The sequence below is a fragment of the Streptomyces poonensis genome, assembly GCF_014650915.1.
GTDB classification, from domain to species: domain Bacteria; phylum Actinomycetota; class Actinomycetes; order Streptomycetales; family Streptomycetaceae; genus Streptomyces; species Streptomyces poonensis.
Map to the genome: position 1 here is coordinate 13867 of NZ_BMVW01000029.1, position 12486 is coordinate 26352.

Annotated in this window: 11 protein-coding genes and 3 pseudogenes; 1 reads left to right on the plus strand and 13 read right to left on the minus strand. The window is 72.1% G+C overall.

The features are described 5' to 3' along the window. Positions 1-228 precede the first annotated feature (228 nt). The 4 genes from IE242_RS36430 to IE242_RS36445 all read right to left on the minus strand — a co-directional run bounded on the left by IE242_RS36430 (position 229) and on the right by IE242_RS36445 (position 3455). The gene (locus IE242_RS36430) at positions 229-1698 is read right to left on the minus strand and encodes a UvrD-helicase domain-containing protein (RefSeq protein WP_189867213.1); all 1470 of its coding nucleotides are present in this window, start codon (positions 1696-1698) and stop codon (positions 229-231) included. Beyond that, entirely contained in the window at positions 1695-2177 is a 483-nt protein-coding gene (locus IE242_RS36435) for a hypothetical protein (RefSeq protein WP_189867215.1), read from the minus strand. The genes IE242_RS36430 and IE242_RS36435 overlap by 4 nt, the downstream gene beginning before the upstream one ends. Further along, entirely contained in the window at positions 2174-3022 is an 849-nt protein-coding gene (locus tag IE242_RS36440; RefSeq protein ID WP_189867217.1) for a DUF6083 domain-containing protein, read from the minus strand. Before IE242_RS36440 ends, IE242_RS36435 begins: the two co-directional genes overlap by 4 nt. A gap of 169 nt (positions 3023-3191) precedes the next feature. Continuing rightward, positions 3192-3455 carry a helix-turn-helix transcriptional regulator gene (locus IE242_RS36445; protein WP_189867219.1) on the minus strand — a complete coding sequence of 88 codons (264 nt, stop codon included), beginning with the start codon at positions 3453-3455 and terminating at the stop codon, positions 3192-3194. Positions 3456-3646: 191 nt separating this feature from the next. On the opposite strand from IE242_RS36445, the gene IE242_RS36450 reads away from it, so the two are divergent. Further along, complete coding sequence (locus tag IE242_RS36450; RefSeq protein ID WP_189867221.1) at positions 3647-4693, plus strand: hypothetical protein; 1047 nt, start codon at positions 3647-3649, stop codon at positions 4691-4693. A gap of 89 nt (positions 4694-4782) precedes the next feature. Here the strand turns inward: IE242_RS36450 and IE242_RS38415 are convergent, their stop codons facing one another. The 9 genes and pseudogenes from IE242_RS38415 to IE242_RS36495 all read right to left on the minus strand — a co-directional run bounded on the left by IE242_RS38415 (position 4783) and on the right by IE242_RS36495 (position 12453). Beyond that, complete coding sequence (locus tag IE242_RS38415; protein ID WP_229859969.1) at positions 4783-5478, minus strand: hypothetical protein; 696 nt, start codon at positions 5476-5478, stop codon at positions 4783-4785. Positions 5479-5663: 185 nt separating this feature from the next. After that, positions 5664-5882: pseudogene (locus IE242_RS39405) on the minus strand (patatin-like phospholipase family protein); the annotation flags it as partial. Further along, positions 5879-7045 (minus strand): Mov34/MPN/PAD-1 family protein, encoded by a 1167-nt coding sequence (locus IE242_RS36465; RefSeq protein ID WP_189867226.1) that lies wholly within the window; start codon positions 7043-7045, stop codon positions 5879-5881. The gene IE242_RS36465 and the pseudogene IE242_RS39405, both read right to left, overlap by 4 nt. 28 nt (positions 7046-7073) lie before the next feature. Next, positions 7074-8417, minus strand: a pseudogene (locus tag IE242_RS38420) (ThiF family adenylyltransferase); the annotation flags it as partial. Beyond that, positions 8414-9730, minus strand: coding sequence for an anti-phage 6A-MBL system MBL-fold protein (mblB, locus tag IE242_RS36480; protein ID WP_189867230.1), 1317 nt, complete (start codon positions 9728-9730; stop codon positions 8414-8416). The pseudogene IE242_RS38420 and the gene mblB, both read right to left, overlap by 4 nt. 47 nt (positions 9731-9777) lie before the next feature. Further along, a pseudogene (locus IE242_RS38425) lies at positions 9778-10024 on the minus strand (transcriptional regulator NrdR); the annotation flags it as partial. Between the two features lie 54 nt (positions 10025-10078). Next, the gene (locus tag IE242_RS36485) at positions 10079-10360 is read right to left on the minus strand and encodes a DUF3892 domain-containing protein (RefSeq protein ID WP_093600492.1); all 282 of its coding nucleotides are present in this window, start codon (positions 10358-10360) and stop codon (positions 10079-10081) included. 144 nt (positions 10361-10504) lie between these two features. Then, positions 10505-11530 carry an ImmA/IrrE family metallo-endopeptidase gene (locus IE242_RS36490; protein WP_189867238.1) on the minus strand — a complete coding sequence of 342 codons (1026 nt, stop codon included), beginning with the start codon at positions 11528-11530 and terminating at the stop codon, positions 10505-10507. Positions 11531-11538: 8 nt separating this feature from the next. Continuing rightward, entirely contained in the window at positions 11539-12453 is a 915-nt protein-coding gene (locus IE242_RS36495) for a hypothetical protein (RefSeq protein WP_189867240.1), read from the minus strand. Between the last annotated feature and the right edge of the window lie 33 nt (positions 12454-12486).

A 12486-nucleotide genomic window follows, 5' to 3' on the forward strand; every position in this document is an offset into this window, starting at 1 on the left:
CGGCCTCCAAGGGGACGTCAGTCTACGGACCATGCTCCAGAACTGTGGCTGGCCTGTGTAAACACGCATCCTTCAGAGGGCTCGCGCAAGAAAGGTCGCATCCGGCAGCGGCCATCAACGACGACAGCTCGTCACCATCGGCCGGGAAGCGATCACCTTTGCTGAGGTCCTTCCGCGCCCGCGCTTCGGTTCACTCGCACCGACGGCTCCCGTTTTGCCGCAGGGCGGTCAGCGTGCCGGCGGGTTTCCGTCGGGGTGCTCGTGGATCCAGGAGAGGCCGCCGAGGTCGAGGCGCCGGCGGGTGCGGGTGACGGCGACATAGGCGAGACGGGCTTCGCTGTCGCTGATCGGGCCGGGGACGGGGCGGCCGGTGTCGTCGTGCTTGTCGGTGTCCTTCGGCGGGGTGAAGTCGTCGGCGATCTTCACGCAGGGCCATTCACGGCCTTTGGCCTTGTGGGCCGTTGACACGGTCACCTCGGCCTGTTGCTCCGGAGTGAGGTGAGCGAGGGCGGCCAGGATGGCGTCGGTGCCGTGGGTGTCGACGAGGTCGACCAGCGGCTGCAGGTCACGTCCGGCCGGGTCGTGGGCTGCGTAGTCCTGCAGTTCGCCCCAGGAGGGGAACAGCACCAGCTCGGGGTGGGAGGTGCGGCGGCCCTCCTTGAGGTCACGGGCGGCCAGGGCCAGGGCGCGCAGGCTGTCCCCTCCCCCGGCCAGCCCCACGCGGTATCCGGCGGCCAGCAGGTCCATGACGTGGGCCATGGCGCCGACGTTGGTGCGGCACAGCACGGCGTCGGGCCGGACGAGGTGCCCGAGTTCGGTAGGCACGGCGGGGGTGCCGGTCAGGCGGATCGGTGCCTCCGCGATGGAAAGCCAGCGGTTGGCCTCCTGGGCCAGGTGGGGGCCGAAGCGGAAGGACTGCGACAGGACGAGCTGAGTGCCCTCGAAGCCTGTCATGACGTCTTTGGCGCCGCGCCACTGGTAGATGGCCTGGGCGGAGTCGCCGACCATCACCAGCTGAGCGTGGCCGCGCTGATCGAGAAAGATCTGTTCGACGACGGGGTTGGTGTCCTGGGCCTCGTCCAGCAGCAGGAAGTCGGCGTCGATCTTCGGCTGACTGAGAGCCCAGATCTTCAGGTAGTGGTCGTGGTCGAAGCGCACGGCCCCGTCGTCGGGGTGCTGCAGGTCGGCCCAGGCTTTGCGGGCGAACGGCACGATGTGGGCGGCGAGTTGGGTGTGCAGGTCCTTGTCTTCCAGACCGCGCAGGCGGGGGACGTGATGGCGGGTGATCGTCTCGTCGGCGGTGTGGCAGAAGCCGGCCACGGTGCGCAGCGTGGCGTTGGAGAGGGTCTTTTGTGAGATGTCGCGGTCGCCGATGCGGATCGGCTTGGTGATGCCGAGGGCCTGTCCGGTCTGCCAGGCCGGGCGGCGGGGGGCGTTCAGGCGGCGGGTGTAGCGGTGGCCGACGGCGGCGTAGGCCAGGGCGTGGGCGGTCTTGCACTGCACGGTGTCGGGGAAGCGGGTGCGTGCGTCCTGGGCGATGGCCCGGTTGTAGGCGAGGTAGCGGCCGCGGCGTTTGGTGGTGCGGGCGAGCAGGGTCAGGGTGGTGGTCTTGCCGGTACCCGCGCCGGCCTGCAGGGCGAGGTGGTGGCCGGCGTGGAAGGCGTCGGCCGCGGCCGTCTGTTCGTCGGTCGGGTTCATGCGGGGGCTGCTCCGGGGGTGCGGGTCAGGGCGTGGCCGACGGCTGCCAGGAGGTGTGCGGCCGTGGTGCCGGCGAGCAGGTGCTGCACGGCCCGGTCGAGCCGGTCGGCCTCGTCGCTGGCGTGCTGGGCCAGTGCGCGGTGCAGGGCCAGCTTCACGAAGAGTTCCGGGCTCTGCCCCGTTTCATGGGCGGCGTGGGGGATCGTGGCGTGGACGGTGGGCGGGAAGGCGAGGTTGAGCAGGACCTGCCCTGCGGCGTCCGGGTAGTGGGTGGTGATCACGTCCACGGGGAGCCGAGTGGCGAGGTGCTGGCGCAGCCGGTGTGCGGCGCGGCCGGGGGTTTTGGCGCGTACGAGGGCCATGAGGCGGGTGGTGTCGTGGTTGGTCGCGAGCGGCAGCACGCGGGCGGCGTCACGGAGCTCCGCCGGGACCAGCGGGCGCGTCAGGAGGATTTCCAGGGCGTGGTGCGGCATTGTCACCTCTCTTTGCTGCCGGGTGCCGGTGGGTATGGCAGACCGGTACGCAGGTGCTGGGCGTGCAGGAGGGGATCGAAGACCTGCCATCCGGCCAGGGCCAGGTCGGCGGCGCCGTGGGTGGTGGCGTGCGCGGGGCAGCGCTGGATACGCCAGCGCCGTTGTTCGGCATGGGGCAGCTGGCTGAGGTCGTAGACGGCCGTCACCTGTTCGGACAGGGCGAGTTGGCCGCGTTGGGTGCCGACATGCAGCAGTCTCCAGGATCCGGGCGGGGCGTCCGGGGCCAGGACGGGACGGGGGCAGCGGGTTCGGTGGCTCGTCTGGGCTACGCAGCGGATGGCCTCCACGGGGCCGTCGGCGAGGTAGTAGCCCAGCAGCATCCGTACGAGAGGGCGGTCGGGGCCGTCAGGCGCTGCGCTGGTGGGGGCAGCCGTGGGGATGAAGACACCGGTGTCGATCAGGCGACGGGTTCGTACGGCGAGTTGGCGGCGCACCGACGTGAGGGACGGGTTGATCCGGCAGAGGGGAGTGCGCTGCGGGCAGAGCACGGCGTGCGGAATGCGGCACCAGGCGCTGCCGTCGCCGTGCGGGTGAGCGATGCCGGAGCTCAGGTGCCAGTGGCAGGAGGCAGGGGCGTGGGCGGTGGCCAGTTCGGCGGGATGCAGGGCGATGGGACGCCCGTCGGCACGCGGGTAGAGGTCGATGCGGTTGCCGCAGTGGCGGCAGCGGCCGCTCTGGCCGGCGCGCAGCAGGCGGCTGGGACTGGTGGCGGCCACCCGCAGGGGACGGCGCGCCGGGGCGGTGCGAGGGCTGCCGTCCCAGTGGCAGCCGGGGATGGAGTGGGGGCGCATGGCGAGGACCGTGCCAGGTGACACGCCCGGAGGGCGGGGATGGCGGACGGGCAGTCCCCCGGGCGGCCCAGCCCTGTCGAACGGCAACGCGAGTCGGCGGGTGTGCGTTCTATGCATGCTCGCCGGTTCGGGTGATTTGCGCGGCGCGCCAGGCCTGACGCGGCCGGAGTCAGGCGCCCTTGGATCCGGGCGGGGTGTGGTCGTCGCAGAGCGAGCCGAGCAGCTGCTCGATGGGGACATCGAAGGCGTGCGCGAGGGCATGCCAGGTGGTGACGGTGCCTGCGGCCCGGCCGTGTTCGAGGTCGATCAGCGTGCGCCGGGCCAGGCCGCTGCGGCCGGCGAGTTCGTCGAAGGTCCACTCGCGCGCGTTCCTCAGCCGCACCAGCGTCACACGCAGGGCGTCGCGGTCCGGGTCGGGCGGCAAGATCGTCACCCCACCATCCGACGGTGCAGACACCTGCCCTGTCAGTGCGGATTTCTGCACTATCAGTGCAGGTGAGCGCGCCTTGCACTCGCACTGCGCGAGTGCAGGTATCTGCACTACGGTGCGGGCGGCTCCCACGTACGTACCGGGAGGCCACCGCGCGAGGCCGACGCGGACCAGAACGGAGGGACAACGAGCCGATGCGGCTTGCCAGTACACACGCTGCGGTGCAGCGCATCTGGACGGTGCACCTGCGCCCGCAGACGGGCGGGCCGGCCCTGACCTGTCCCCGCTGCGCACACAGCCCCGTCCTGCCGGCCGCCTCCGCCCGCTCGGCCGCCCTCACCCATCTGGCCCGCCACGCCCGCGCCGACACGCTGCCCGGGCACCTGCGCATCTGCCAGTGCCAGGCACTGGGCTGCCACTGGCACCCCCGCCACCGCGGCTGCGCGGGACCCGTCCTGCTCGCCCTGACCTGCGACCGCGGCGGCCGTGCGTGGCGGCTGGCTGATGCCTGCGCCGCCTGCGCGGCGGCGATGAGCCGCACCGCCGTCGTGCCGCCCACCCTGCTCGGCACCGGCCGCGCCCAGCCGGCCGCCGGCATGGCGCGCCCTGCGCGCACCACGCCTCCGTTCGGCCCGGCAGAGCAGCAGCGCGTACGCGAAATGCTCACCTACCTCGCCACAGCGCTGCCCCGCTTCTCCTCCCCCGCAGCCCGGCTGCTCGCCCTGCAGTGCGCGTTGCGCGCCGACCATCACGGGCAGATCCGCCTGCCCCATGGGTTCCTGCGCGGCATGCGGCTGCACGGCCGCGCGGAGCTGTGGCTCGAACTGGAGCACGCCGGCTGGCTGCACCGCCTCAGCCGCAGATGCTCGCCCGTCCAGGCACAGCTGCTCGACGCCGCCGTCCTGCACCAGGCCCCCGGACGCACCGCGCGCATCCGCGCCGCCCAATGGGCGCTGCGCCCCGCCCCGCTGGCCGCCTCGCCCGGCCTGCCCTGCGCTCTGCGGCTGACCGCACTCGCCCTGGCCGCCCACAGCACCGCCGGGGCGGGCGGGGGCGAGCTCGATGCCCTCACCCGCCAGTGCGGACAGCCGCCCCAGCAGCTGGAAGACCTCCTCGACCAACTGGTCCGCGCCCGCCTCGTCACGGCCTGGCACCATCATCACGACAGCGGCGAGGTCCGGTGGGAGCTGCCCGCGCACTCGCCGCCCAGCGAAGACGCCGCCAGAGAGGCTGGCGCGTAAAGGCAGCACTGTGGCCCGTTTGCCGGGCCCCGGTCATCCTGCCGCTGCGCGTGCCGGAGGGGCACCACACCGCTTGCTTCGCTGCTGTCTCAGCGGTGTGCCCGGCGCAGGTACATCGGAAGGACGGTGCGCATGATCTGTTCGCCGCGGGTGGTGATGGCCTCGAGGTCGCTGCGGGTCATGGCTGCGAAGTTGGTCGGGTAGGAGGCGACCGCGCTGCGCGGGACGAGGTCGGCGGGCGGTGTGGGCAGCCGGTTGTCCTTCATGCCGAGGTAGGCGAGGGCGAAGCCGTCGATGCGTCCGCTCGCGGCCCACTCGTGCAGGCGGGAGCGGGCGGAGTCCTGGGCTTTGCGGTGGATGGTGGCGAAGGAGCGGTTGAGTCGTCCGGGCATGAAGTGCGGTGCTTTCAGGACGAGTTCGCCCAGGCCGGCGTCGCAGGAGATGATAAAGGGCACGTCGTAGACATGCTGGGTGTGGTGCGGTGAGCGTCCGGGCTCGAGGACGGACAGGCCGAGGTTGTCGTAGACGCCGCCGTCGGTGAGCAGCACGGTGTGCTGCTGGTTGTGTCCGCCCGGGTGCTGGAAGGTGAAGGTGCGTTCCAGAGCGGGCAGGAGCGCGGGGTAGGCGGCGGAGGCGGCCACGGCGGTGGCGACGTGGATGGGCTCGGTGATGGTGCCGTAGCGGGAGCAGCCGCTGCGGGTGCTGCCGAAGCGCACGGCATTGGTGGTGGCCAGATCGGTGGCGGTGAGGACGACGTCGAGGCCCGGGTGGGTGACATCGGCCATGGTCTGGGGCCGAACGCCTTGTGGGTGAGGACGGCGGCCAGGGCGTCGGTGCGGTTGGCGGGGCGGGCGACGCTGACGTCGCTGTGGCGGGAGAACAGTTGGCGGGTGCTTGCGCGGGCGGCTGCGGTGAGGTTGCGCGCGGCCGCGGAGGGCTTGAACGCCTGGCGTGCGATGTCCAGTTGGAGGCCGCGGCGCAGGAGGTCGGTGGTGCGGATGTCGAAGTCGGCGAAGTCGGACGGTCCGTAGGCCCACAGGGCGGCGAGGAGGGAGCCACCGGAGATGCCGGAGACGACGCGGATGCGGTCGAGGAGATCGCGGTCGTGAAGGGCGCGCAGGCAGCCGAGGTGGAAGGCTGCGGCGCGGGAGCCGCCGCCGGACAGGGCGAGGCCGAGGGTGCGGGTCATGAGCGGGAGCCCTTGCGTGGGACGGGGACGGAACGGTGGGGGCGGATGGCGTAGCCGCCGGGCCACCACGTCACGGGGCCGAGGTGGGCGGGTACTTCCGGCGCGGGGGGCTCGGTCGCGGCGGGGGCGGTGCGGGCGGCGAGGTGAGCGTAGAAGTCGGGGCCGTCGCCAGTGGCGAGCCATTTGCGCCAGAGGGGTCCGGGTCCTCCGGCGATGAGGACGAGGGCGCGGGCGGGGGCGTCGTCCAGCGGCAGGGTGAGGCTGGTCATAGCGGCTCGGTCGGTGGCGCTGGGCTGCGCGGCCGTGTGCGGGTGGGTGTGCCACATGCCCAGGAAGCGGCTGAGGTTGCCGGTCGCCTCCCGGCGGGCAGCGAGGTGATTGCTGACGCCGTCCAGACCGTGCCGGAAGTAGGCCTCCGTCAGCAGGGAGTCGGGGGGCGGGCCGGTGGCCTCGTCAACGAAGATCACGCCGGTGGCGTCGTCGACGACGCCGAGCAGGGTGCCGCCGGTTTCCACGCGCGGGCCGCGGACGCGGGCGCCGCGGCGGGCCTCCGCGCGCATCTCGGCCAGCGCGGCGGGGGTGATGCGTACGTCGTAGCCGGTGGCCTCGTCCGTGACGAGGGTGTCGTCGGGCCAGGTCAGCCAGCGCGGCCCGGCGGGCTGGGCCACGGTGGGGCCGACGGGCATGCGCACGATGAGCGTAGCCATGGTGCACCGGTCTGCGGGGGCGGCCAGGGCGTGGAGGATGCCGGCCACCAGTTGTCCGGCCAGCGCGGTGACGTCGGCAGCCGATCCGGTGAAGGTGGTGTCCGAGCAGCCGGGTTCGGGCTGGAAGAGCTCGGTCGGGGGCTGGGTGGGGAAGAAGTCCTCGATCAGGTCGTCGAAGACGTGCGTGGCGTCGGTGTGCGCCGCCAGCGCGGTGCGGCGCAGCACGTCGGCGCCGCCGCCGGTGGCGCCGCGGGGTGAGAGGGCGGCGAGGCCGCGGGTGGCGTGGTGGCCGATCATCAGCGTGGCCAGGTAGGGCCAGGGGGCGGCATCGGTGCGGCGGGCGCGTTCGAGTCGGGCACGGACGATGCGGTTGGCGGTGCAGTCCCAGATCAGGTCGAAGGTGTGCAGGTCGAGTCCGGACAGCCGGGTGGATGTCGCCGACGAGTGCTTCGACACGGGTGGTGTGGGGGTCGATCCGGTTGAGGCAGTCGGCCAGGACGCTCGCCTTGAAGTGGCCGATGTCGGCGTCCGTGTAGGGCTGGCGAGCCACGATGCCCGGGTGGACGAGCGCCTGGTCGGCGACGGTGAGGTGCGCGGCACCGGCGCGTGCGCACATTTCGGCGACGGGGGCGCCCAGGGCGCCCGCGCCCAGGACGAGAATGCGTTTGCCCCGCAGCCAGGCCGCGGGGGTGGCGTGGTCGCGGCGGACCGTGACCTCGGGGCGGGCCTCGTAGATGCGCATCCACCGGGTGGGCAGACGGTCGAGCCACTCGGTGCCGAACTGGATGACCGCGTCGCCGAGTTCGGCCAGCTGCGGGCGGCCGCTGAAGGCAGTGTCGGCGGCCAGGCGCCCGACCCTGTCGGCGAAGTCGGGCAGGTGCCAGGCCACCAAGTGGGTCTGGCGCGGCCCGTCACCGGCGATGCCCCGCGAGGGGGTGCCCAGCAACAGGTGCACCGGCGCGGCCGGGGTGTCCTCCTCGTCGGCCGGCGCGTCGCCGCCGGGGTGGAGCAGGGTGCGGTTATGGTCCGCGACGATTCCCGTCAGCCCCAGCAGCAGGCGTGGCGTGAGGTGGTCGCGGGCCAGGGCATCGACCAGTTCCCGCGCGGTGAGCGGGTATTCGAACGTCAGGTGCTTCGTGGTGACGACGGCGGGGGCGAGAAACGCGTGGGCGTCGGCCGGGAGCGCGGCGCTCTCCCGCAGCTGCTCCGGGCTTGCGGGCCAGGGGTCCTCGATGGCGAGCCAGCCCACCACGTCGCATCGCGTCTCGTTGACCTGGTGCAGTACGGCGGCGCCTAGCCACGACCGGTCCGGCAGGGCGACGGGCGCGTCGCGGCGGATCACGAGGAGCCCCGCCGTGTGGTCGGTCAGGGCGTTCGGGGGGTGCAGGGGGTCACCGGGCCGGTCCAGTTCTCCCGCGGCGGCCGCCTCGAACCAGTCCAGGGGGCGGTTGACGAACCCGTACATGCCGTCGGCCGGATCCCACTCGGTCGCCGTCGAGCGGTACAGGCACAGGTGGCGGCCCCAGTTGACGTGCGGGGCGCCGGCGAACCGGGTGTGCCGGGTCCGCACGCTGGGAGCCCTGAAGGGAAAATCTGGGGGGATCAGCAGGGTGACCGCTTCCACGCTGCGCAGCCGCAGGCCGCCCTCCGTGCGCGGCAAGTTGGCGCAGCCCACGCTGATGCGGGCCTCGACGTACCCTGGCCGGTTGGCGGTGGCGGCCACGTGCGTGGCCGCCACCGCTCCGTGAGAGGCCTGGACGATCCGGTGGAGCTGGTCGAGGGCGAGCTGCTGGCCTTCAGTGAGTTCCAGGGTGGCGCTGTCCTTCACGCGGCACCGAATCCGATCTGTACCGCCGGCTCGGCCTTGTCACCCCTGGCCTGCTGCACACCGGCGCGGGCGGCGTCCGTGCCGCGCTGGTGCGGCAGGCCGGCTGCGGCGAAGGCGGCGGCCGGGAAGCGCGTGGTGCCCAGCGTGGCCAGCAGCCGGCGTCCCCCGCCTGCGGCCTTCAGCACCTGGCCCTTGTTCTCCAGGTCGGTGACGTCGACGAGTTCGAGGCCCAGACCGGGCTCCAGGGCGAAGACCACCGGGCGGGGCTCCTCCTTGGAGGGGTACTCCCCCGTGCACAGCACCGGGTAGTCGATGATCGACTCATAGGCGGTGCGGGCCAGCAGGTGCGGCGGGTCGTTGCCCTTGTCGTCCTTGTCGCGGAAGGGCCGCGAGCTGGAGATCACCCGGGCGTCCGCGTTGGCATGCGCCTCAAGCTGGTCGAGGATGTCCTGCTTGAGCTCCTCTTCGCCGTCCTCGCCCTTGGCGTACATGGCCTTTTTGGAGCAGTGGTGCGGGGAGAGCAGCACGTCCCACTCGATGCGGTCGGTGCGGTCGTGGGACTCGCTGTAGTCGAAGATCTTCTTGATGGTGGGGTAGGCGAGGTCGCCCAGGAACAGCAGCCGGCCCGTCGTGCCGTCGTCCGTGTGCAGCTGCACCTGCAGGGCCAGGGAGGTGTCGTTGCGGTCGCCGGCGCAGTCGTCTTTGAAGGGGGCGTGGACGAAGGCCTCGAACTTGTCCGAGACTTCCACGCCGTCGACGGTCGTGATGGGCTTCCCGGGGAAGGTGAAGTACTCGTCCGGCAGCTGCGCGTAGGAGTGGCCCTCGCGGTCCTCGTCGTAGCCGATGATCCGCACCCGGTCCCCGCTCGCGGGCTCCTTGCCGTCCTTGATGGCCTGGAGGGTGGCGTCTACACGCCGTTCGACCTCCTCTTGGAAGCGGCGGGCGTCCTCGCACATGGGCTTGTCCTCGGACAGCTCGCGCCACAGCCGGGGCGTCGCCCAGATCTCCCCGATCAGGATGGAGCTCTCCAGCAGGTCGCCGAAGCCGCAGCAGTGATCCTTGTCGGCGTGGGTCAGCGCGAAGACCGCAAGGTAGGGCGTCTTGCCGTCGGGCTGCGGAAGGGTCTCCTCCAGGCGGTCGATGACGGCGGCGACCACCGCGTCGTCCTCGTCGGCCGCCTTCATGTCCCGCAGGTCCACCTGCACCACCAGGTCGCCGCCCAGCACGATCGTGGTGGAGTCACCCGTGTCCACCGGCCAGAACACCACCCCCTGCTCGGGAAGTTCCGTCTCGACCCTGTCCTGCCTCTTCACTCGATATTGATCAACTAGCGGGAAAAGCACACAAGTTCACTTGAGGGTCAGATGTACCACGCGCCACTGACAACGCCGCCGCGATCGGACGGCAGGGTGTTCGGTCTCTGCTCCCGGAGCTCCGTGATCGCCGCCTCGAAGTCCTCGAGCATGTCGAACGCCCGACAGACGGACGCGAACCGCAGGGGCGAGGAGACCGTGCCCCTGCCGCGGGCCGGGCATGGTCAGCCCCACGTCGTGGGTGGCCGGCCCGATCCTTCCGGCGGCCCGCACCGCTTCCGCGATCCGCCGCCCGGGTGAGCAGGAAGGGCGGCGGCCGCCTTTCTGCTCACCCGGGGGCAGGACTGCTCAGCGGCGGGGAAGAGCCAGCAGGTTGTTGGTCCACACGCCATCGGCGCGGGTCTGCAGGTACTTCTCGCCGCGCGGCGGGGTCACCACGGCGACCTCCGCCCGGTGCCCGCCGGCGTCGCTTGTGTAGGCCTGGCCCTTTTCGTCTTCGATCCAGGTGACGATCTCCGCCCGGGTGTTGTCGCCGGTCTTGGCGGTCGCCGGGTTGGTCCACCACAAGCGAGTGATGTGCTGGTGCGTGGTGCCGCCGGACAGGCGTACCGCGGTGATCTGGATGGCCATGATTCTTCTTCTGCCGGCCTTGCCCGACGGGGTCCCGGAGCCGGCGCCGGGTCCCGTCACCCCGGTGTGGGGTGATTCGCCCGGGACGGACGACGTAACTCGCGGGTAGAGAAACGAGGGTGTCCTGAAGGCACTGGCGGGGCGTCAGGAGCAGTCGAGGCAGCGGTCGGCGCCGTCGGCGAACATCGCGGGCGGATGCCGAATGAAGCATCCCTGGCACAGGCGTTCGGTCACGCGCGCCGGGCAGGCGCAGCGGTCGCATTCGGGACAGCGGGGGACGCCGCAGACGGAACAGGCGGGTTCGAAGGAGCGGAACTCCTCGTCGCAGTGTTCGCAGATGTACTCGCGCGCCTGGGGGCCGGTGTCCTTCGTGGGCGGCGTAAAGGCGCGCCAGGGCGCCGAGTCGGTGACGAGGACGGCGACCAGGTAGCCGTCCATCGGCGCGGTCTGCGCGTGCAGTTCTCGCCCCAGGATGCCGTCGCGGTAGCGGATTTGGGTGCGTCCCTGCGCGCGGCCCTGGCCGGCCCGGGCCTGGGCGATGGTGGGGATGTCGCCCTGGAAGCTGCCGCGCTGCAGCGGCCGGAGGCCGTGGGAGGCGGCGAAGACGACCTGTCCGCCGGTGTCGAGGAGGAGGATGTGTCCGGGGGCGGGCAGGTGCTGGATGGCACGGACACACACGGCCATGCGGGAGGCGCCGCTGGCACGCCACAATTCCACGATGTCGGGGGCGGTGGGTCCGTCGGAGGCCAGGTGATGCTCCACGAGCGGTGCCGGCAGCAGGATCTCGGCGGCGAACGCATCGCAGGCCGCGTCTTCCAGCAGCACGCCGCGATCGGGCTGGCGTGCGAAGGCATCCATCAGGGCGAAGCTGTTCTGCTGGAGGTGATGGCCCAGTTCGTGCAGGGCGGTGAAGTCCTGCCGGGCAGGGCTGGTGGAGTCGGCGACGACGATCTGCGGGGGCGGGCCGGGTGCGTAGGCGCCGGCGACGCTGCAGCGCGGGCCGCTCTGGGCCTCGGCAACGCGCCGGACGGTCAGCTCCGGCCATGTCTGCATCTCGGCGAGGGCGTCCTGGGCCAGGCGCTGGGTCGCACCGGGTCTGTGTGCGTCCAGTTCCGCCATCATGGCGGTCGCCTGGGCGCGGGCGGCGGCCGCGAGCACGTAGTTGACCATGGCAGCCCCTACTGGCCCAGATGTAGTTCGAAGTAGGTGTCCGCGCGTGCCGCCCAGTCCGTGTTGGTGCGGTCGTCCTGGCGGGCCGCCAGGGTGAGGATGCCGTAGGCGGCACGGAGCCGGGCCTGTTGTTCGTTTTCGAGGTGCCGGGCAGCGAGGGCTCGTAGGTGCTGGCGGCGCATCGGCCGGTTCAGCTCGTGCACCACGGCGGGCGGCGGCGCGGGATTGGCGGCGAGGACCTCCTGCGCGCCCAGGCCGAGGAGTACGGCGAGTTTCTCGGCCTGGTCGGCTGTGAGGGGGTGGTGGCCGCGCCACAGCGGCAGGGCCTGGGCGGGCGGGAGCTGCAGCTGTGATCCCAGTTGCTGGGGGGTGACACCGCGCTGTTGCAGCAGCTGCGGCAGCGCGCCGGATCCTTCCGGTACCCATCGTGCGGCGCTCAGCCTCGCCAGGTTGTCGGCCAGGACACCCCGGTACTCGGCGGCCGCCGCGGCGGGTGACGGCGCGGTGCTGCCCCAGCGTGCCCCTGGCGGCGGGTCGTGCGCGAGATCGAGGTGCAGAAAGGCGGGCAGCGGCACCGTCAGCTGGCTGACCTGACGGTCCAGCACATACCAGGGCAGAGGTTGTTTCAGTCCCCACCACAGGGCGAGCGGCTGCTCCAGCGTGGATGCCTCGGCAGGCAGCAGCAGCGTGTGGGCGTCGGCGTAGCGTTCCAAGGAGGCCGGAATGGCGTGCACCGTGTCGTCGTCGACCGTAGTGATCACCAGCAGCTGGATGGTCTGCTCCCACACGGCCCGCCAGATCTGGCCGGGTTCGGGATCCCGCGGCGGCGCGGTGGCGACCTCCCGGACGGCGTCGGGCACCTTCAGCCCCGCTGCGGCGGCCACCAGCCGTTGGTAGGCGCTGCTGCCCTGGGCGGGTTTCATCCTGTCTCCCCCTCTCCTCGGCTGTGATCCATC

Excerpts from the sequence above, each read along its gene's own strand:
- IE242_RS36430 (WP_189867213.1), bottom strand. The coding sequence starts at position 1,698 with ATGAACCCGACCGACGAACAGACGGCCGCGGCCGACGCCTTCCACGCC.
- IE242_RS36440 (WP_189867217.1), bottom strand. The coding sequence starts at position 3,022 with ATGCGCCCCCACTCCATCCCCGGCTGCCACTGGGACGGCAGCCCTCGC.
- IE242_RS36450 (WP_189867221.1), top strand. The coding sequence starts at position 3,647 with ATGCGGCTTGCCAGTACACACGCTGCGGTGCAGCGCATCTGGACGGTG.
- IE242_RS38415 (WP_229859969.1), bottom strand. The coding sequence starts at position 5,478 with ATGGCCGATGTCACCCACCCGGGCCTCGACGTCGTCCTCACCGCCACC.
- IE242_RS36485 (WP_093600492.1), bottom strand. The coding sequence starts at position 10,360 with ATGGCCATCCAGATCACCGCGGTACGCCTGTCCGGCGGCACCACGCAC.
- IE242_RS36490 (WP_189867238.1), bottom strand. The coding sequence starts at position 11,530 with ATGGTCAACTACGTGCTCGCGGCCGCCGCCCGCGCCCAGGCGACCGCC.
- IE242_RS36495 (WP_189867240.1), bottom strand. The coding sequence starts at position 12,453 with ATGAAACCCGCCCAGGGCAGCAGCGCCTACCAACGGCTGGTGGCCGCC.